12 protein-coding genes are annotated in these 22,171 nt (G+C 40.0%); 10 read left to right on the plus strand and 2 right to left on the minus strand.

The features are described 5' to 3' along the window. Positions 1-41 precede the first annotated feature (41 nt). From KQP79_RS10850 to KQP79_RS10895, 10 genes are all read left to right on the plus strand, one after another. Entirely contained in the window at positions 42-3,146 is a 3,105-nt protein-coding gene (locus KQP79_RS10850; protein WP_004311153.1) for a SusC/RagA family TonB-linked outer membrane protein, read from the plus strand. Between the two features lie 18 nt (positions 3,147-3,164). Beyond that, the gene (locus tag KQP79_RS10855; protein ID WP_004311154.1) at positions 3,165-5,057 is read left to right on the plus strand and encodes a RagB/SusD family nutrient uptake outer membrane protein; all 1,893 of its coding nucleotides are present in this window, start codon (positions 3,165-3,167) and stop codon (positions 5,055-5,057) included. Between the two features lie 19 nt (positions 5,058-5,076). After that, a complete protein-coding gene (locus KQP79_RS10860) occupies positions 5,077-6,222 on the plus strand; it encodes a SusE domain-containing protein (protein WP_004311155.1) in 1,146 nt (381 codons plus the stop codon). Positions 6,223-6,246: 24 nt separating this feature from the next. Next, the gene (locus KQP79_RS10865) at positions 6,247-6,759 is read left to right on the plus strand and encodes a hypothetical protein (protein ID WP_004311156.1); all 513 of its coding nucleotides are present in this window, start codon (positions 6,247-6,249) and stop codon (positions 6,757-6,759) included. 30 nt (positions 6,760-6,789) lie between these two features. Beyond that, positions 6,790-7,854: a family 43 glycosylhydrolase gene (locus tag KQP79_RS10870; protein ID WP_008646550.1), complete on the plus strand. Its 1,065-nt coding sequence runs from the start codon at positions 6,790-6,792 to the stop codon at positions 7,852-7,854. Positions 7,855-7,939: 85 nt separating this feature from the next. Beyond that, positions 7,940-10,486 (plus strand): glycoside hydrolase family 31 protein, encoded by a 2,547-nt coding sequence (locus KQP79_RS10875; RefSeq protein ID WP_004311159.1) that lies wholly within the window; start codon positions 7,940-7,942, stop codon positions 10,484-10,486. Between the two features lie 432 nt (positions 10,487-10,918). Beyond that, on the plus strand, positions 10,919-12,349 hold the full coding sequence (locus KQP79_RS10880; protein ID WP_022199415.1) for an IPT/TIG domain-containing protein: 1,431 nt from the start codon (positions 10,919-10,921) through the stop codon (positions 12,347-12,349). Positions 12,350-12,378: 29 nt separating this feature from the next. Then, entirely contained in the window at positions 12,379-15,435 is a 3,057-nt protein-coding gene (locus KQP79_RS10885; RefSeq protein ID WP_004311162.1) for a SusC/RagA family TonB-linked outer membrane protein, read from the plus strand. A gap of 8 nt (positions 15,436-15,443) precedes the next feature. Beyond that, on the plus strand, positions 15,444-17,456 hold the full coding sequence (locus tag KQP79_RS10890) for a RagB/SusD family nutrient uptake outer membrane protein (RefSeq protein WP_004311163.1): 2,013 nt from the start codon (positions 15,444-15,446) through the stop codon (positions 17,454-17,456). Positions 17,457-17,475: 19 nt separating this feature from the next. Next, a complete protein-coding gene (locus KQP79_RS10895; protein ID WP_004311164.1) occupies positions 17,476-18,462 on the plus strand; it encodes a DUF4973 domain-containing protein in 987 nt (328 codons plus the stop codon). 515 nt (positions 18,463-18,977) lie between these two features. On the opposite strand, the gene KQP79_RS10900 is transcribed toward KQP79_RS10895, so the two are convergent. Both KQP79_RS10900 and KQP79_RS10905 read right to left on the minus strand, forming a co-directional pair. Beyond that, positions 18,978-20,531, minus strand: a complete 1,554-nt coding sequence (locus tag KQP79_RS10900) for a sensor histidine kinase (RefSeq protein ID WP_032852407.1) — start codon at positions 20,529-20,531, stop codon at positions 18,978-18,980. A 97-nt stretch (positions 20,532-20,628) separates the two neighbouring features. Next, entirely contained in the window at positions 20,629-22,167 is a 1,539-nt protein-coding gene (locus tag KQP79_RS10905; protein WP_004311166.1) for a YifB family Mg chelatase-like AAA ATPase, read from the minus strand. Positions 22,168-22,171 lie beyond the last annotated feature (4 nt).

The raw sequence follows: 22,171 nt of genomic DNA on the forward strand, positions 1-22,171 counted from the left end.
TGAGATAAAGTATTTATTATGAGTTTTTTAAATTTAATATTATGGACTTGAAGAAAGCATTGTTTGTTTGCTTGTTGTTCTATTATGGAACAAGCGCTAACTCCGCTTTACCGGAACATTCTTCTATGTCTGGTAAGACTAATATGTCGGAGCAAGCGAAAGGTATTCGTATCAGTGGTACGATAACCGATAAGGACAAGAATCCTCTTCCTGGTGTGAATGTACGTGTACTGGAACAGACAGGGACTGGAGTGATTACGGATATGGACGGACATTTTTATTTGAATGTACCCGGAAAGAATTCTGTAATAGAGATTTCGTATATTGGCTTCAAAACTCAACAAATAAAAGTTGGAAGTAAGATTAATTTTGATGTAATTTTAGAAGAAGATATTGAAGCCTTGGATGAAGTTGTAGTTACTGGATATGGTAGTCAGAAGAAAATGTCGGTTATCGGTTCTATCGAGACATTACAGCCTAAGAAGTTACAGGTTGGTGCCACACGCTCTTTGTCTAATAATCTGGCAGGACAGATTGCCGGTGTGATAGCGGTTCAACGTTCGGGAGAACCGGGTTACGATTCCTCGAATTTTTGGATTCGCGGTATTGCTTCTTTCTCCGGTGGACAATCTCCGTTAGTGTTGGTAGATGGTATCGAGCGCGACTTGAATAACATAGACCCCGCTGAAATTGAATCTTTCTCAGTATTGAAAGATGCATCGGCGAGTGCTATGTATGGTGTACGTGGTGCAAATGGTGTCATTGTTATCAATACGAAGCGTGGTAAAGTAGGAGCTCCTTCTGTCAATTTGCGTGTGGAACATTCTATTGCAGAGCCGACAAAACTTCCGGATTTTATTGGGGCAGCCGATCATATGGCATTGATAAATGAAATAACAGAGAATAAGTCGCGTTTGCCTTTCAGTCAGGAGCAGATTGACAGAACGAGATATGGTTATGACAGAGATTTGTATCCGGATGTAAATTGGCTGGATGAAATAACAAAGGATTATGCTTATTCTACTCGTGCGAATCTGACTGTATCAGGTGGTTCCGATTTCCTGCGCTATTCGTTGGTTGGTTCTTATTTCGGTGAGAAGGGAATCATGGAGACGGATAAGTCTTTGCCTTATGATACAGGAACGAAACTAACTCGTTATAATATGCGTGCGAATGTTGACTTGGATGTGACTAAGACAACAGTGCTGCGTTTAAATGTCGGTGGGTTCCTCCAAACACACCGCAAACAGGCATTTAGTACGGACGATGCTTTTGATAGAGCGTTTATAACTTCTCCTTTCGTGTATCCTGCCCGCTATTCAGATGGGACTATTCCAATTATGGCTATTAATGATGTGAACCCTTGGGCAGCGGTGACACAGCAAGGTTACGACGTAGTTACAGCTTCACAGATTCAGTCACTCTTTGCTATTGAACAGAATCTGAAGATGATCACGCCGGGATTAAAAGCGAAAGTAACCTTTTCTTTCGACCGTTGGAATCAGAGTTCGATTACAAGGGGAAAGGATGCTACTTATCATAGTATTGCTACCGGACGTGACATTGAAGGTAATCTGATTCATTCTGTACTTAAATATGGAGATGACTCTTTGGGACATGGAAATAAAGGGGAATATGGAAATTCGAGGGTTTATTTTGAAGGAACATTAACGTATGCTCACACTTTCGGAAAGCATGACGTAGATGCATTGTTTCTGTATAATCAGCAAAGTTATGATAATGGTAGTGTACAACCTTATAGAAAACAAGGTATTGCGGGTAGATTGTCTTATACTTTCGATAGCCGTTATGTGACGGAGTTCAACTTTGGATATAATGGTTCAGAGAATTTTGCTAAAGGTAAACGTTTCGGCTTTTTCCCTTCTGTGGCAGTCGGATGGTTATTGTCTGAAGAACCTTTCATGGATCGTTTCAGAAATACATTGAGTAAATTGAAATTAAGAGGTTCTATAGGAAAAGTTGGTAATGATGATATCGGAGGACGCCGTTTTGCCTATATAACAACATTGAATACCAATGCAGATAAGTATAACTGGGGTGATACAGGACAGATTGGTCGTACCGGTATTTCAGAAGGAGAAGTTGGAGTTGAAAATCTTACCTGGGAAACAGCTCTGAAAATGAACCTTGGTTTTGAACTGGGATTATGGAATGAATTGGAATTACAGGTAGATGTTTTCAAAGAAAAACGTACCAATATCTTTATGCAGCGTAAGATTATTCCTTCACAGACAGGATTCTTGACTAACCCTTGGGCCAATTTTGGTGAAGTGACTAACCGCGGTGTGGAATTCTCCTTAAACTATAATAAACAAATTAATAAAGATTGGTTTGTAGGTTTCCGTTCTAATTTCACATATGCTATTAATAGGGTGGACGAATACGATGAGCCAGAAACTGTGAAAGGTACATACAGAGGATTGACAGGCCGTTCATTAAATACTTTGTATGGATTGCAGGCAGAAAGATTGTTTACAGAAGATGATTTCGATGCAAATGGTAATTTGAAATTCGGTATACCGACACAGGACGTTGGAGCTTCAAAAGTACGTCCCGGTGATATCAAATATATAGATATGAATGGCGATGGCATTATCACTGATGCGGATGAAGGATACATTGGTGGAACGGTAGACCCGCGTATTGTTTATGGTTTCGGAGGTAATGTGAGCTACAAAAACTGGGATTTGAATTTCTTCTTCCAGGGAACAGGTGATACTTATCGTGTGATTGGTGGAACTACGTATTTCATTCCGGGTAGTGGACAAACATTACAAGGCAATGTCTACTCTAATTATAACGACAGATGGACAGAAGAGAATCCTTCCCAAGATGTATTCTGGCCGAGATTGACGGAGGAACCTAACAGACAGAACTACCGGAATTCTACATGGTGGAAAAAGAATATGCGTTTTATGCGTTTGAAAACGCTGGAACTTGGATATACTTTACCGCAATCTGTAACTGATAAGATACATTCTAAAGCTATTCGTTTTTACGTGAGTGGTAATAATTTATTCTGTTTCTCTCCTTTCAAACTGTGGGATCCGGAATTAAATACGAACACCGGTCTGCGTTACCCGGCTATGCGTTCTGTAATGTTTGGAGTTGACCTGAATTTCTAATTAAAAAAAATGACGATAATGAAACTTAAGAAATATATAGTTGCTGGTTTAATAGGCATCGTATCGTTGGGTTCCTGTACGTATCTTGATAAAGAACCGGATACGGAAATTGATATAGACATGGTCTTTGAGAATAAGACAAAAGTAGAATCATGGCTGGCCAATGTATACAGCCGTATCCCTAATCCGGGTAATGACTGGTTAAATACGTATGGTTGGGAAGTGTTTGCAGATGACTTGACTGCTTCTGCACGTTGGCAGCAATGGGACTGGCCCAATATCACCAAGATTTTTGGTGGATGGACACCGAATACACAATGGGCAGGAAATTTCTGGGATGGTCTTCCGAGAAAAATACGTCAGGCTTATATTTTTATAGAACGTGTACATGCATTACCTGATTCCGACCTTCCTCAGAGAGAAGTGGATTATATGAAAGCGGAAGCACGTTTCCTTGCGGCCTATTATTGGTGGCAATTATTGGAGACATACGGTCCTATCCCATTTAGACCGAATTACATTGCTCCGACTGACTTTACTCTTTCAGATTTAATGGTCGGACAAAGACCTTTTGATGAGATTGTCAGCCATTTGGATAATGAGATGTTGGAAGCATCTAAACAATTGCCTGCTGTATGGCAGAGTGTGGAGAAATATGGTCGTATAACTTCAGTTATGTGTCTAACTGTTCGTGCGAAGATGTTATTATTTGCTGCAAGTCCGTTGGTAAATGGAAATGAGTGGTACATTGGACATAAGAATAAAGAAGGTGAGGAATTGTTCAATTCTACTTATAGCCAGGAAAAATGGGTGAAAGCGGCAGAAGCCTGCAAACGATTGCTTGATGTAGCAGAGCAAGCCGGTTATCGTTTGTACGTAGAATATAATGATGAGGGAGAAATAGACCCGTTTACTTCGCTTGAAAATCTTTGGTTTACGAAATTTCAAGATGGAAATAAGGAGATATTGTTCCCATATACAAAAGAAGATGCTTATCAAAGTTACCAGTTCTATACGAATAAAGCTGTAACTAAAGAATATGGTGGTGGAAATGGTTTAGGTGTATATCAAGGTTTGGTGGACGCGTTCTTCATGAAGAATGGGCTTCCGAAAGACGATGATAATTCGAAATATGTAGAAGAAGGTTTTTCAACGGAGACAGAAACCCGATCTACTAATTGGACTGGTGGTACAGGGCAAAAGGGAGAAATAACTGCCGAAGGTACATATAATATGTATTGTAATCGCGAACCTCGTTTTTATACTACAGTAAGTTATAATGGTTCTTGGTATGCTTTGGCAGAGCGTAAATTCGAATTCTTTAAGAATCAGAAAGATAATGATTATACACATGATGCACCCCAAAATGGTTATTTGGTTCGTAAGAAAGTATATTCACAGGATAATCCGAAGAATGGTAGTTACAAATGGCGTCAAATGTTCCTATATCGTTTAGCTGCTTCCTATTTGGATTATGCTGAGGCTGTTAATGAGGCTTATGATAATAGAGCATCTCGTGAGGATGCATTAAAATATGTGAATAAAGTCCGTGAACGTGCAGGCGTGCGCCAATATACGTTGGATGCCGTAGCGGCAGATGATGCAAAATACATTCATGTAGATGACAATCAACTGGCAGTACGTGAGGCAGTTCGTATGGAACGCCGTGTTGAACTTTGCTGTGAAGGATCACGCTGGTCGGATATCCGTCGATGGAGAATTGTGGAACAGCTCCCGGAGATGTGTGGAGATGATTATGGTATGAATTTCGCAGGAACAAATAGTCAGGAATTTTATAAGAGAACCGTATTCCAGACACGTGTGTGGAAAAGGGCGATGTACTGGTTCCCGGTATATATAGATGAAATGAATAAGAACACGAACTTGGTTCAGGCGCCTTTCTGGAATTAATTAAATGAAAAGCATAATTATGAATAAGATAATGAAACTAATATGCTTGCTCTTTCTTATGTTGATAGTAGCGAGCTGTAATAAAGATCCGGAGTATTACACGCTTGAAACTCCTGTAGATCAGATGCTTTTGAAGGCTTCTTCTTCTGAAATTACTTTGGAGAAAGAAAAAGAGAATGAAGCAGCTGTTATATTTACATGGGATGCTGCAGCTCAACGTGGAGGAGCTGATGCTACTATCACCTATTTTTTCAGAATGTATATGGCAGACTTACACTCTAATGTGACAGATTTGTATGAGATTGAATCGGAAGAGCGTTCCATTAGTTTCACGCATAAGGAGTTAAATGATATACTGGCTTCTTGGAGTATACTTCCTGGGGATAAGGTGACTATTGAAGCAGAGGTTATAGGACAGGTCAATTCATCTGTAGAATACTTGAAACCGGAGTTGTCGAAGACGCAATTGAATGTGATCGGATATGATAAGAATGCTACTGCGATATATATGGTGATGGTGGATGATGCTGGAGAGAAAACTGTTCGCCGAATGACCGAGAAGGTTGTGGGTTCAGGAGTATATCAGTCGACAGCAGAATTGAAGCCATGTGAGTACTTCTTTGCACTTAGTCCGGATTCTGATTATCCATGCTACATGAAAGCTGAGAATGGAGATAATTCTTTGCAATATGTGGCAGAAGCAGGGAATGGTGAGATGTTTGAAAACACAAAAAGCGGTACCTATACAATAGTTGTGGACTTAAATCGTTTGGATGTGAATATCGTTAGTATTTACCCTTTACCGCAAGGTGGGATTTGGATTGTTGGCGATGCCAGTACCATCGGATGGGATTGGGGTAAAATGAAAAAGGAAGGTGCATTTGTGAATAATGATCCACGCCATCCAGAACGTTGGACGTATACAGGTAACTTTTATGGCGGTAAAGAGTTTAAGTTGGCGTTGGAGCCGAATGGAGCAGATTTTGCAGGAAAATTCTTTTTTGCTCCTTCACAAGGAGCAAATCCGGGCGTAGAACATGAACTCGGAGAAGCAAGGTATCAGGATAATGGCGGTGACTTGAAATGGATTGTTGCTGCTGATGGTAAATACATTTTGACAGTAGACCTTAATGAGATGAAGATATATTTGGAGCCGACTGAATAATCTCCATAAGAAGTAAATTAAAATATGAAAATCATGAAAAAACTGTTTATAATACTATATCTGCTTACTAATATATTTGTATTGGGAGCATGTGGAGATGTGGAAAGTGAGGGTGACCCACAACCACGTGTACCGAGAGTAGAAGTGGAATCTGATGATTATTATGTACAGATTACACAGGAAAATATGGATGGGGTTGCTTTTGTCTACCGTTGGCTGGATATAGAAACAGCATCGAAGTATGTTATGACTTTAGGACTGCAGGTAGATGGAGAAATAACTGAAACAATGGGTGTGGAAGATAAAAGCATACTTACTTATAACGGAGTACGCGAACAGCTTTTTACCAATCAACAGATAATGGAATATATGAAAGCTTTTGGAGTGGACGAAAAAGAAGCTCAGTTTAGCATTACATTGGAAGCGTTTCAGTCGGATGGTATGCCAATTACTTCAGAAACGGACAAAGAATCAAAGACTTCCATAATCCATATTGTATTGGGACCTGGTGTTGAATTGAATTCGAGTATGGAATAGATTAGTAAAATTAATAAAAACTGAGAACTTATGTTATACTTACAACATACAATTACGCTTGGAATATTTTCCCTGCTTACATGGGGGTGTGGTAACAGCGATAAACAGAAAGGTGAAGCAGAACAAGCTCCATTGGCAGACAAAGTGTGGTATTCAAATCCTGTCATCGATTCCGATAATCCGGATCCGACAGTGATAAAAGCGGAAGACGGATATTTCTATTTGTATGCTACCGGAGGAAATACATGGATACACAAATCCAAAGACTTGGTTCACTGGACTTATGTGGGCGGTGCTTACGAGGATGATAAAAAACCGTCATGGGAACCGGAAGCAGGTATTTGGGCGCCGGATATCAATTATATCAATGGAAAATATGTGATGTATTACTCCTTGTCCAAGTGGGGAGGTGGAGCAACTTGTGGTATTGGTGTTTCTGTTTCGGACAAGCCGGAAGGACCGTTTACCGATCAAGGCAAATTATTCCGTAGCAATGAGATCGATGTTCATAATAGTATCGACCCTTTCTATATTGAAGATAATGGTAAAAAATATCTTTTCTGGGGAAGCTGGTATGGTATTTGGGGTATTGAATTGACTGAAGACGGTCTTGGACTGAAAGGAGGTATTGAAAATGCAAAAGCGACAAAAATACAGGTTGCTGCCAATACTGGAGGTACCAATGCTTATGAAGGATCATATATCTTGAAAAGAGGTAAATACTATTATTTGTTCTGCTCTACAGGTACTTGCTGTGACGGTGCAAATAGTACATACCAGACAGTTGTATGTCGTTCCACCGAGCTTTTTGGTCCTTATTTGAATAAATCAGGTGACAACATGAATGATAATAAACATGAGGTACTGATACACAGAAATGATGCGTTTCTGGGGACAGGGCACAATGCTGAAATAGTGCAGGATGATGAAGGTAAAGATTGGATTATCTATCATGCTTACCGGACTGCCGATCCATCTTTAGGTCGTGTAGTATTGCTTGATAGAGTTTATTGGGATGACGATGATTGGCCGTATCTCGTAGGGGACGGACCGGTTGTGAAGGCGGAAGCTCCGACTTTCAAGAAGAGTAAGTAGTTGACATAGGGTGGTTGTAGCTATGATAACTGCAACGACCCTATTTTATTCTCGAATTATAAATTTATTGCTTTTAAATGTTATCATGAAAAGAGGATTATTGCTTTTACTCTGTGTCATGCAGAGTTTTATATTTGTATTGCATGCGCAAAACACACAGCGAAATATTGCTTATACAGATGGCAATGTAAGATTTACAGTCATTTCTGATGGAGCAATCCGTCTGGAATATGCACCGGATGGGAAATTCGTGGACGATAGATCTCACATCGTTGTGAATCGTAACTATCCCCAGGTAGATTACAAGCTAAAAACAAGAGGAGGATGGGTTGAAATAACGACTTCCAAAATGAAGATGCGTTATAAGAAAAAGAGTGGACAGTTTACAGATAAGAACTTGGTTATCACTGCCTCTAAAGAAATATTACCTTTTACTTGGAAACCCGGTATGCAACAGAAGGGCAACTTGAAAGGAACCTATCGTACATTGGATGGTATGGATGGTGATACACAGACACAAACATGGGTGGCTGATACAAAGAAAGGTGATAAACTGAAACTGGAAGATGGCCTGTTGGCTACGGACGGTTGGACTCTGATTGATGATTCTCAGGGACTTTTGTTTGATGATAATAAAGATTGGGATTGGGTGAAAGAGCGTCCGGCTAATGGCGGACAGGATTGGTATTTCATGGCATATGGACATGACTATAAAGCTGCCTTGAAAGATTATACCCTCTTTGCGGGAAAAGTACCATTACCTCCCCGGTATGCATTTGGTTATTGGTGGTCACGCTATTGGTTATATTCTGACAGGGAGTTCCGTAATCTGATTGATAATTTCCATACTTATCAGATTCCTTTGGATGTATTGGTGGTAGATATGGACTGGCATTATACAGAACAAGGAAAAGGTGGTTGGACCGGTTGGACATGGAATCGTGATTTATTCCCGAACCCAAAGGAGTTTTTGGGATACTTGAAACAGAATGATGTGAAAATCACCCTTAACTTACATCCGGCGGATGGAGTAGCTTCTTATGAAGAAAAATATTCTGGATTAGCAAAAGATATGGGAGTTGATCCTCAGTCCAAACAGACTATTCCATGGATAAATTCAGATAAGAAGTTTATTAAAAATATGTTTAAGAATGTATTGACGCCAATGGAGAAAGATGGTGTTGATTTTTGGTGGCTGGACTGGCAACAAAGGATATATGATCCGAAGGTGAAGAATTTGAGCAACACTTGGTGGATTAATTATGCTTTCTTTAGTAATATGGAAAAGAACAGGGACACACGTCCGATGCTATATCACCGTTGGGGAGGTTTGGGTAATCATCGCTATCAGGTGGGGTTCTCCGGTGATGCAGTTGTTTCATGGAAATCATTAGATTTTCAGCCTTACTTCAACTCGACAGCTTCCAATGTATTATATGGTTATTGGAGTCATGACCTAGGAGGACATATCGGTGAAAGTATAGATCCGGAAATGTACACTCGTTGGTTGCAATTCGGAGCCTTAAGCCCGATTATGCGTACACATTCTCAAAAAAGTGCCGGTTTGAATAAGGAACCATGGGTATTCAACAAAGAATATTGTGATGTTCTTCGTAAGACAATCCAGCAACGTTATGAGATGGCGCCTTATATTTATACAATGGCTCGTAAAGGTTATGATGAAGGATTATCACTTTGCCGTCCGATGTATTATGATCATCCGGATAATAAGGAAGCATATGAGTTCCGTAATGAATATATGTTTGGAGATGATATTCTGGTTGCTCCTGCCACAGCTCCTGCAAAAGATGGTTATGTACAAGTGCGTGTGTGGCTGCCCGAAGGTGAATGGTATGAGTTGCATACAGGTACCTTACTGAAAGGAGGACAAATAGTGGAACGTCCTTTTGCTATTGACGAATATCCGATTTATGTAAAAGCGGGAGCGGTATTGCCGATGTATACAAGAAAGGTGATGAACCTGAACGGTAATGATGAGGAGGTTGTTGTTACCGTATTCCCTGGTGGAAATGGAATTTCGTCCTTTAATTTTTATGAAGATAATGGAAATGATAAGAACTATGCTTCGGAATATGCTGTGACTAAATTAACATCTTTCAGCCAAGGGCAGGAACGAACGATTGTTATCGGTAAACGTGATGGCCGATATAAAGATATGCCTGAATCTCGTTCATTCAAAGTGAAAGTGCTCTCATCACTTGTTCCTCAGTCTGTCACTGTAAATGGTCAACCTGCCAAATATGAATATTTGGGTGAAGAGTTTGCTCTTTCGGTTGATTTGCCTGTTTTGTCATGTGATCAGGAAAAGGTTATTAAAATAGTTTATCCTACGGAAACAGCTGATATGAACGGCTTGTTGGGAGTATCTAGACGAATAGCTAAATCTATGGAGCAGTTAAAATACCGTGATTCATATATTTGCTTTAAGGAAGAATTTGGTAAAATGGGAAGTCTGAGTGAAGCGGTAATCTATGCACCGGAGAAGATCTCTTCTTTAGTTTCCGATTTTTGGAAAAGTTATACTGACCTCCCGGAGGTTTTGAAGCGTCAGGGTTTGAATGACGAAAATAAAGCTTGGTTTTTGCAATCTATTTGCTGGAGCAAGCAATAGTATGAGAAATGTAATAGTGGGGTGATAAAAGCTCCCACTATTTTTTTATATAAGTAATGAAGGGCAAGCCAGATACTACTGTAGTTGATATTTTCTGATGTTGCTCCATTTTAGAAAGAGTTTGTATTTTTATGACCATTTATACAACTATGCTATATGTAATATCACTTTCGGGGGGGGGAGATATAGGTTGGATGATAATAGAGAAAAGCACACAACATAAGCTAAAATAGTAAAAGTGCTCCAAAACATACTAGGATAGCTGTTTTATAGGTTTTTGACCTGTTTTTGTCATTTATTGAACCGTTATTTTTATTCTATTAATAGGATAGCGTTTTATTTTGCATTTCGTTAATAGTGCACATTGGAATAATGCATAGTTATTTTTTCTTTTGATTTTTATATTTATTGTTTAACGAATAATTTAATACAATGAAAAGTCTTTTTAAAACAAAAAAAGGAGGGAAACAGGTTAGGTTTGTATTGTTTTCCTTGATTTGCTTGGGTGGATTGGGTAGTTGCATGGACAAAAATGTGGAAGTAAATCTTCCGTCTTATGTAGCTTCTGATCCTAATGTTGAAGTTGTTTTTACTGACTATTCTCCTTTGGAAGGTGCTGTACGCACGAACATGTTTATCAATGGTAGTAATTTTGGGACTGATCCCTCACTGATACGAGTGGTTGTCGGTGGTAAGGAAGCGAAGGTTGTTAGCTCTTCCGGTACACAGATTTATTGTATTGTTCCTTCCCGTGCGGATGGAGGGTCTGTGCAGGTGGATATATTGAATAAAGATAAAAGTTTGAATGCTACCTATACATTTGACCAAAAGTTCTCTTATCAGTATAATGTAGTTGTCGGCACGTTGTGCGGTGTAGTAGATAGTGAAGGCAATACTTCTATTACGGATGGTAATTTTGATAAAGCAGGAACTCAAACTCCTCTTGCCATGTACTATGACGAATCATCAGGCGAACGTTGCATTTATTTTTTCGAGAATGAACATAGTTTACGTAAAATTTATCTAGATAAGGATTCCATAGCTACTGTGATTACTAATGGTGCTGCTGGTTGGAGTAGTGCTCCGAGTGGACTTGGCTGGAGTGTGGACAGGGATACTATGTTTGTGAACTGTCCGCAGGGGAATGTAGAACGTGCAGGAGCTTATTACCTACTTCGTAAAGAAAATTTTAAAAACTCTTATCCGGCTTTAAATGGAGATGATTTCAATACATTATTCACGCATCCTATAGATGGTACTATCTTTTTGTGTCGTGGTCGTGATGCTACGCTTCATAAAGCGGTTTGGAATGAGAAGACACAAATGTGGGATCCGAAGCAGATTGCCAAGATGGGACCAAGCGGCTGGTTCCAATGTGTTACTTTTCATCCAAGTGGAAATTTTGCCTATTTAATAGCACGTGACAAGCAATGTGTGATGAAAGCAGAATATAATTGGGCTGGTAAATATCTGGAAACTCCTATTACTTTTGCTGGAGAGTTCGGATCATATGGTTACAAGGACGCATCCCAGAATTCTGCCCGTTTTGATAATCCAATGCAAGGGTGTTTTGTGTTGAACGAAGAATATGTGGCAGAGCAACGTGCGGATATATATGATTTTTATCTTACTGATGCTGCCAATCATTGTATTCGTAAGATCACTCCTGATGGTATTGTTACAACGTTTGCCGGTCGTGGAAGTTATTCGACAGATCAGATCGTGTCAGGATATATTGACGGTGATCCTCGTGAAACAGCACGTTTCAACTATCCTTTAGGACTTTGTTATGAAGAGTCTACAGGTACTTTCTATGTTGGTGACAACGGTAATCACCGTGTTCGTACCATTGCATTACAGTAAATTGATGATTAACACACAATTCTTATTTTATGAGGAAATTTTTATTTATGATATTATTATTGACAACAGGTTACGTCATTGATATGTATGCCCAGAGTCAGACGATAGAGGTAACCGGTATGGTCAGAGATGCCGAAAAGATACCTTTGGCTGGAGTCAATATTTCGGTAAAGAATGTTGCAGGTTTGGGAGTTATCACCAACATTGATGGTGAGTATAAGATTAAAATAGCTCCTTACAGTACGCTGATCTTTTCTTATATAGGATTTGAAACACAAGAAGTCCTGATAAAGGATAATATGAGTAAGATTGATGTCACATTGCGAGAATCTTCTGCTAGTGTGATTGATGAAGTGGTTATCACCGGTACAGGTGCTCAAAAGAAAATAACAATGACAGGTGCAGTTTCTACGGTAGATGTGAATGTGTTGAAGTCATCTCCTACTTCAAGTCTGGCAAATGCATTGGCTGGAAATGTTCCTGGTGTGTTAGCAAGGCAGACTTCCGGTAGACCGGGAGCCAATATGTCAGAATTCTGGATTCGTGGTATCTCTACTTTTGGGGCAGGTTCCGGAGCATTGGTTTTAGTAGATGGATTCGAACGTAGCCTGAATGAAGTCAATGTGGAAGATATTGAGTCATTCTCTGTATTGAAGGATGCTTCAGCTACAGCAATTTATGGTAGTCGTGGTGCAAATGGCGTAGTGTTGATTACTACTAAGAGAGGTAAGGCTGGTAAAATTAATATCAATGCGAAAGTGGAAACTTCTTATAATACACGTACCATGACTCCTGACTTTGTAGATGGTTATACTTACGCTACCATGCTGAACGAATCACGTACAACTCGTTCTCAACAGCCGATGTATTCCCAAGATGAGTTGAGACTGATTCAGACAGGACTGGATCCGGATTTGTATCCGAATGTAGACTGGATGGATGTATTGTTAAGAGACGGTGCAATGACTTATCGTGCTAATCTTGATATAAGTGGCGGTGGTTCTGTGGCACGCTACTTTGTGTCAGCAAGCTATGTTAGCGAGGGAGGTATGTATAAGACAGACGGTAAGTTGAAAGATTATAATACAAATGCCAATTACCAGCGTTGGAACTATCGTATGAATGTAGATTTTGATGTTACAAAGACCACCATGGTGACGGTAGGTGTTTCAGGCTGGCTTTCTACTCAGAATGATCCGGGACTTGGCTCTGATGCATTGTGGAAGTCCGTAATGGGACAAACACCTATTAATATGCCGGTGATTTTTTCGAACGGAAGAATTCCGGCTGCAGGAACAAGTGAACGTACTAATCCATGGGTAATTGCTACACAAACCGGTTATTATGAGGAGTGGCAGAACGTAATTCAAACGAATGCGACTTTGGATCAGAAATTGGATTTTATAACGAAAGGTTTGAAGTTTACCGGACGTTTTGGATTTGATACTTATAACAATAACTATCGTAATCATAAGCAGTGGCCTGAACAATGGCAAGCCGAACGTCAGCGAGATTCTAACGGGGAAATCGTTTTCAAAAAAGTGGCAGAGAAACAGCTGATGTTTCATGAGTCTTCTGCTTCAGGTAACCGTAGGCAGTTTTTGGAGGCTATTTTGCAATATGATCGTCGATTCGGTGATCATTCGGTGGGCGGTACGTTGAAATATACTCAGGATGAATATGTCAACACACAAAGTACAGCCGGCTATGATTGGCTACCTAATAGACACATGGGACTTGCTGGTCGTATTACCTATGGATGGAAATATCGCTATATGGTTGATTTCAACTTTGGTTACAATGGTTCAGAAAATTTTGCCCCAGGCAACCAGTTTGGCTTCTTTCCTGCATACTCAGTAGCATGGAATATTGCGGAAGAACCTATTATTAAGAAGAATCTGAAATGGATGAATATGTTTAAGCTTCGTTATTCTTATGGTAAGGTAGGTAGTGACAATATTGGAACTCGTTTCCCTTATCTGGAGCTTTTTGAAAGTAGAAATCCTTATAATTGGGGAGATTACAATACTCCTAATGTGGATAATGGACAGATTTATAAGCAGATATCTTCTTCTGGTGTGACATGGGAGATTGCTACTAAGCATGATATAGGTGTTGACTTCTCGTTATGGGATGACAGGTTTACTGGTACTGTAGATTATTTTCATGAAACACGTGATGGAATCTTTATGCAGCGTCAAAGTTTGCCAGGAACTTTAGGTTTGAGTTATCTTACACCTAGTGCGAATGTAGGTAAGGTACGTTCTACCGGTTTTGATGGAAATGTGGCTTTCAAACAGGATATAGGCAATGTCAGTCTGACTGTACGCGGTAATTTCACTTATAGTAATAATAAGATTCTGGCTGCTGACGAGGCAAATAGCGCATATCCTTATATACGTGATACAGGGTATCGTGTCAATCAAGCGAAAGGTCTGATAGCTCTTGGCTTATTTAAGGATTATGATGATATACGTAACAGTCCTCAACAAACAGAATGGGGAACAGTAATGCCTGGTGATATTAAATATAAAGATGTGAACAGTGATGGCGTGATTAATGATAGTGATAGGGTACCTATTGGTTCTACAACCCGTCCGAATTTGATTTACGGCTTTGGTATGTCTGCTACATGGAAAGGGTTCGATGTGAATCTACATTTCCAAGGTGCTGGTAAATCCTCTTTCTTTATTGATGGTTTTGGAGTCAGACCATTTAGTGGTGGTGACTGGGGTAACATTCTTACGGATGTAGTAGGAAACTACTGGAGTCTTGGCACGAATGAGAATCCTGATGCCAAATATCCTCGTTTGACCTGGCAGAATAACAGTAACAATAACCGTGAATCGACATATTGGTTGCGTGATGGTTCATATCTGCGCCTGAAAACGGTAGAGGTGGGTTATACACTTCCAAAGAACATCAGTCGTGCAATCTTGATGAATAATGTACGCATCTTCTTTATCGGGACAAATCTGTTAACATTCTCTAAGTTCAAATTATGGGATCCTGAAATGGGGAGCTCTAACGGGCAGCAGTATCCATTGTCTAAAATGCTCACTTTAGGTTTAACTGTTAATATATAATACGAAATATGAAAAAGAAACATATATTGTTTTCCACCATTATCAGTATGGGAATGATGGTTTCCTCTTGTTCAGATTATTTGAGCGTGGAGGGGAAATTGGGAGAAAATACCCAGAGTTTGGAAAATATATTCGAAAATAAAGAATGGTCGGAACAATGGTTGGCGACTGCATACGCTTGGCTGACATGGAGTAACATCGATATTGGTTCGAAAGATAACTGTATTACTAACTTTTCTGACGATATGTGTTATAGCGACCGTAATCTTGAATATCGTGTATTCAAATATTGTGAATATGATGAGAATTGGAAACAAGACTCCTGGGCACAAGCTTATGATGGTATCCGTCATGCCTCGATTTTTATTCATAATATTGACAGAAATAAAGAAATGACTCCGGATGAAATTGTTGATTATAAGGCACAGGCTCGTTTTGTACGCGCTTATTTCTACTGGAAGTTGTTGCAAAAGTACGGGCCTATACCAATTATACCTAATGATGGTGTGATGGACTATAATGCTGCTTATGAGGATCTTTATATCCCACGTAGCACGTATGACGATTGTGTCAACTACATTGCAGAGGAAATGAAGCTTGCAGCGAAAGACTTACCATTGAAACGTGATACACGTAATATGGCACGTCCTACTCGCGGAGCAGCTTTGGCAACTCGCGCAAAAGCATTGCTTTATGCTGCCAGCCCTCTCAATAATCCGCGTCCAACCGATACTGAACGTTTCACGGATTTGGTGGATGATGAAGGACGCTATCTGATGGCTCAAGAATACAATGAAGAAAAGTGGGCAAAGGCGGCAGCAGCTGCTCGTGATGTGGTAGAACTTGGTCGTAAGGGTGTGTATGAGCTACATACGGTCTCAGCTCACTCTACTGGTACAATTGATAATCCGGCAACGATTGCTCCTCCTACGCATGCGGTATATTCTCATGCGGATTTTCCTGCAGGATGGCGGAATATTGACCCGTTACAGTCTTACGAGACACTTTTTAATGGAGTGATTTTTCCTTCGGAAAACAAAGAGATGATTTTTACAACCGGACAGAACAACGGAGATATCAATACGATGATTCAACATCAGATGCCAATAGCATTCGGAGGTTATAATTGTCATGCTATGACAGGTAAGCAATGCGATGCCTATCAGATGAATACCGGAAAACCTTTTGATAAGACGAAAGACTGGACGGGTGATGAAAATTATGTGAGTGCCGAGGAAGCAGCTAGTGGTGATTGGGCACCATTGGTGGAAGGTGTGAATAAACAATATGGACATCGTGAACCACGTTTTTATGCTACGGTAGCATACAATGGTTGCTTATGGAATGGTACTAATGCTGTACAGTCGTATGACCGGAATCTAATCATATGGTATTATCGTGGTGAAGAGAGTGGCTGGAGTAATTCAGGTGATCGTTGGTTGGCTACTGGTATTGGGATCAGGAAATTTGTTAGTTCTCGTGACAACTTTAAGACAGAGGGAGGGGTTATCTCAAAGCCTGTGATTGGTATTCGTTATGCTGACGTGTTGTTATGGTATGCAGAGGCATTAAATGAATTAGGTGCGAGTACTTATCAGATTCCTTCATGGGATGGAACTCAGTCTTATGATATTTCACGTGATAAGAATGAAATGAGTTATGCTATTTCCAGAGTTCGTATTCGTGGAGGAGTTCCCGATTTTGGATCAGATGTTTATGAGAATGCTGATGAGTTCCGCAAGCATTTGAAGCATGAGCGCCAGATAGAGTTATTTGCAGAAAACAGTCGTTACTTTGATCTGCGCCGTTGGAAGGATGCCGAATATGAGGAGTCGCAGCAGATGTATGGTTGCAATGCATATATGAGTAAAACAGAAAGAGACTTATTTCATACTCAAGTGATCAATTCGAACTTGCCGACTACTTTTAGCCGTAAAATGTATTTCTGGCCGATTTCCCATGATCAGTTGAGAAGAAACTTGCGTCTGACTCAGAACCCGGGATGGACATATTATGATTAACCTTATTAAATGGAAAAATATGAAAAATTATATCGTATATTTTATATTGTTATTAACGCTTGTTCTGACTGGTGCATGTAACAATGAATGGGTGGAAGAAGTGTATGTGCAAAATGTCGGATTGAAAGCCCCTGTCAATAGTAAGGGAGTGACTGATGTATATTTGCGTTATCAAGCGAACGGTGAAGTGACTTATCGGCTACCGGTGATTGTAGGTGGCTCTACTATGAATGAAAGAGATCTGGATGTTGCTATTGATGTGGATCCGGATACATTGATTGGTTTGAATGAAGCTCGCTGGAAACAACGTGAAGACTTGTATTTTCAATTGCTGGATAAGAAACACTATGAGTTTGCCTCTCCTACTTGTCATATTCCGGCTGGGGAATGTCAAGGTTTGTTTGATATTAAATTCAAATTTAGCGGACTGGATCTTGTTGATAAATGGGTACTTCCATTGACGATTTTGGATAGTGACTCGTATGATCCGAATCCACGCAAGAATTATCGTAAAGCACTTCTCCGTGTGATGCCGTTTAATGATTATTCAGGAGCTTATGGGGCCACCAATATGTTTGTATATATGATGGATAATACGAGTGCTATGGTTTCAAGTACACGTACCTTGCATGTAGTGAGTGAGAATCAATGCTTCTTCTATGCCGGAGTCATTAGTGAAGAATTGAAGGATAGAGATAAATATAAGATTGTGTTGACTTTTAACGAAAATGGGACACTGACAGCTGAACCTGCCGATCCGACTAATGCCATGAACTTCCGACTTATAGGAGATGCGCCTACTTATACGACTAGCATGTCTTTAGATGAAGTAACTCCTTATTTGGAACATCATTTCACGACGATTTATATGTCATATACGTATGATGATGTGACAACGTATGAAGATAAAGATATCGTTGTACCTTGTCGTGCTGAAGGTAGTATGTTGATGGAACGAAAAGTTAATAGCTTGATTCCTGATACAGACCAAGCTATTCAGTGGTAAAAATGGGAAATATGCCGCAAGAGTAAGATCTTATTGTCTGATATTTATTGATACAAAATATCGTGAGATGATATTCTGTAGAATAAAGCGGAAAGTCAGTTTATAAATAGAGAGAAGGCTATCTTATTATATATAAGTTAGTTTTCTCTTTATTTTTTCAGCAAAAAAACAATAGGTTCTTGACAAATGCTTTTTATTTCCTGATTAGTATCAGAAATGGTGTATCGGCTATAGGCAAAAAGGCTACAAATTTCATGAAATTTGCAGCCTTTTTGTTGTAATAGATAGAGTTGAGAACTCGGAAATCCGATTGCAAAGTTTTTAATAAACTCAAATACTGTTCTTAATAAACTACTCAAAGGTTTATTTAAAACGTGATATCCGTTTATATGGGAAATTGTTCATATTTTTGTATGTTTTCAAGTTTGCGTTTGGAATACTCTTTGCTAAAGGTAACTATAATAAACAAATTAGAAAGTAATCTAATGATACAAGTTATTCGTTTTATGCAAAATTTAGACGTGAAGTTCCAGTATGAAACGGGTTCCTTTGGTATAACTGGTATCTAGCGTCAGGCTACCATTCATTTTTGCGGCGATAAGTGAGCAGATTGGTAATCCTAGCCCATCTCCTGTAGTGAGGTCTTTCACTTCCGTGAAAGGCTTGAAAATATTTTCCTGTTGCTCTGCCGGAATACCGATTCCCGTATCCGTCACGATAAATTGATGAGTATGTGCACCACGTTTCTTGAACTCAAGGCTGATACGTCCTTGTTCGGTGTAGTAGGCTGCATTTTTCAGTAAATAGAGAAGGATACGTTCCAGTTGCTCCTTGTTTGTCTTTACCTGAAGTTTGGGAGCGTTGACTGAAGGAGTAACATCTATTTTTATATGCTCCTTAACCTTATCCATTACATTTTCGCAGAAAGTACCTACGTTGATTTCACCCAATTCATAGAGTTCGGTTAATGAATTCTCTAATGAAGACAGTTCCTGGATATCATCGCTGAATTTCTTCAGAGCAGCGACTTGGCTCTGCATTTGGCTCGCTTCTTGAGGGGCTTTCTGTAAAAGTTCATTCGCAGAGGTAGCCAACGTATTCAAAGTCGGTTCCATCTGTGAGGATATGTTCTGAATGAATTTGGTTTTTAATTCATTATGTTCATTGGCAATCTTCACACTTTTCTTTAATTTGCGGTTGCCGGCTATAAATTTCAGTAATATGGCGGCCAGTATTGCCAGTCCGGCAACGAGGATGACTACAAGAACACACAGACCTATAATGATGTATTGTTTGGCTGATAGTGTGTCGTCTTTTTCTTGTATAGTCAGTTGGCTTTCGTCATATTTCCTTTTCAGTACATTCAGTTCGTCTTGAGCTGTCAGAGCTTTCACGGAGTCTGTCCAAACGATGTAACTTTCATAGGTGCGTTCCATTAAAGGGGCATTATTGGCTTTACGGGCAATTCCGATAAGGTTCTTGTAGCAATCATTCACTTTGGCATAGTCTTTCTTTTCCTTATATTGATTAATCAGTTTGCGGAAACAGGCATCACCTTGCGTGTTTTGGTTAAATGTATAGTAATAGTTGGCTTTTGTATACAGTAAAACCTCTGTCAGTGAGTCATTCTTGGCAAGGTTAGCGGTTTCTTCCAATTTATTCAGCTGTGTTTTTGCTTGGGCTGGATTTTTAAGTGCCGTGTACATCTGCAACCGCTCCTTGTTTACGAGGAAGCGGAGGTCATAAAAGACTTTCTTCTGATTTTGCTCTCCGGTCCATATAAGTTGGTCCATGTCACGACAAAGTTCGAATCCTTCTTTGTAAAAGTTCTCTCTGACGTATAAAGCATTGGCCTGAACACCACATTCTATCGCCTGTGGATAGTTTCCGCGGGTTGCAAATGCTTCGTATGCTTTTTTGAATAAGTAACGCGCTTTGATGTAATCTTTTTGATTGAGACTGCTTTGCGCTTGTTTTTTTAGTTCTGTGGCTCTGTCCTGGGGAGTTTGCGCATAAGCCAATATGCTCAAACAAAATATCATTAAAAGACTTGTTATTGATGTTTTCATATGATTGCATATTTGTTTGTCACAAATGTAAAACAAATATATGAAAAAAGATAGTGTTATCGATGAAATAATTCTCTTATGTTTATATTCATTGTTATTATCCAGCCCAGTTCTCTCTGTCGAGATTCCGATAACTGATAGCCTCTGCCAAATGATTGGGGAGTATTTGTTCTGCTCCTTCCAAATCGGCGATTGTACGGGCAACTTTTAAAATCCGGTCGTAGGCTCGGGCAGATAAATTGAGTCGTTCCATTGCATTTTTTAGCAATGCAAGTCCTTTGGCATCCGGTTGAGCGTACATTGCAAGCAGTTTGCTGTTCATTTGTGCATTGCAATAAATTCCGGTATATTCGGTGTAGCGTCTTTCCTGCATTTGACGGGCTTTTATCACTCGCTGTCTGATGATATTGCTCGATTCTCCCTGTCTTTGATCGGAAATCTTATCAAAGGGTACAGGTACAATCTCTATCTGAATGTCGATGCGATCTAATAATGGACCGGATATCTTATTCAAGTACTTTTGAACCTGTCCGGGGCTGCATACGCATGCTTTTGTCGGATGGTTGTAATATCCACAGGGGCATGGGTTCATGGATGCAATCAGCATCAGATTGGCCGGATAGCTGATAGTACTTTTGATGCGGGAAATAGTGATCTGGCGGTCTTCCAATGGTTGACGCAACACTTCCAGCACTCCTCGGTTGAATTCCGGCAATTCATCTAAGAAAAGTACCCCATTATGTGCCAGACTGATTTCTCCGGGTTGTGGAAAACTACCTCCGCCAACCATCGCCACCTGGGAAATTGTGTGGTGAGGGTCGCGGAATGGGCGTTGGGAAATCAATGATGAACCGCGTTTCAGTTGTCCGGCAACTGAATGTATCTTGGTGGTTTCCAGACTTTCACCCAGAGAAAGAGGAGGAAGAATGGAAGGAAGGCGTTTGGCCATCATCGATTTACCGCTACCCGGAGCACCTACCATTATTAAATTATGCCCTCCGGCTGCTGCAACTTCTAGTGCCCTTTTTACATTCTCTTGCCCTTTAACGTCTGCAAAATCCAAGTCACAGTTTGTCTGTTGTTGATAGAATTCTTCCCGTGTATTAACAACAGTCGGCTCTAATTCGCGTTCATTATTGAAGAATTCGATGACCTCCTTGATATTACTGACTCCGTATACTTTTAATTGATTGACAACGGCAGCTTCCCGTGCGTTTTGTTGGGGGATGATTAGTCCTTCGAAACCATCTTCGCGCGCTTTGATAGCAATGGGAAGCGCACCTTTGATAGGTTGTATACTTCCGTCCAGACTTAGTTCGCCCATTAACAAATAGCGGGAAAACTTCTCGGAAGAGATTGTTTCGTTAGCCCCTAACAATCCGATGGCAAGAGGCAAGTCATAAGCTGAACCCTCTTTTCGGATGTCGGCTGGTGCCATATTGACTACTATATTGCTAGTGGGCATTTTATAGCCATTTACCAGCAATGCGGAGATAATACGTTGATGGCTTTCTTTGACCGCAGAATCCGGAAGGCCGACGAGATAGAACATACAGCCGCGCGAGCTGTTGACTTCGATTGTTATGAGTGTTGCATCAATCCCTTGAACAGCCGCTCCGAATACTTTAATTAACACGTTT

Origin of the sequence: Bacteroides sp. DH3716P (genome assembly GCF_025914115.1) — a bacterium.
GTDB lineage: Bacteria > Bacteroidota > Bacteroidia > Bacteroidales > Bacteroidaceae > Bacteroides > Bacteroides ovatus.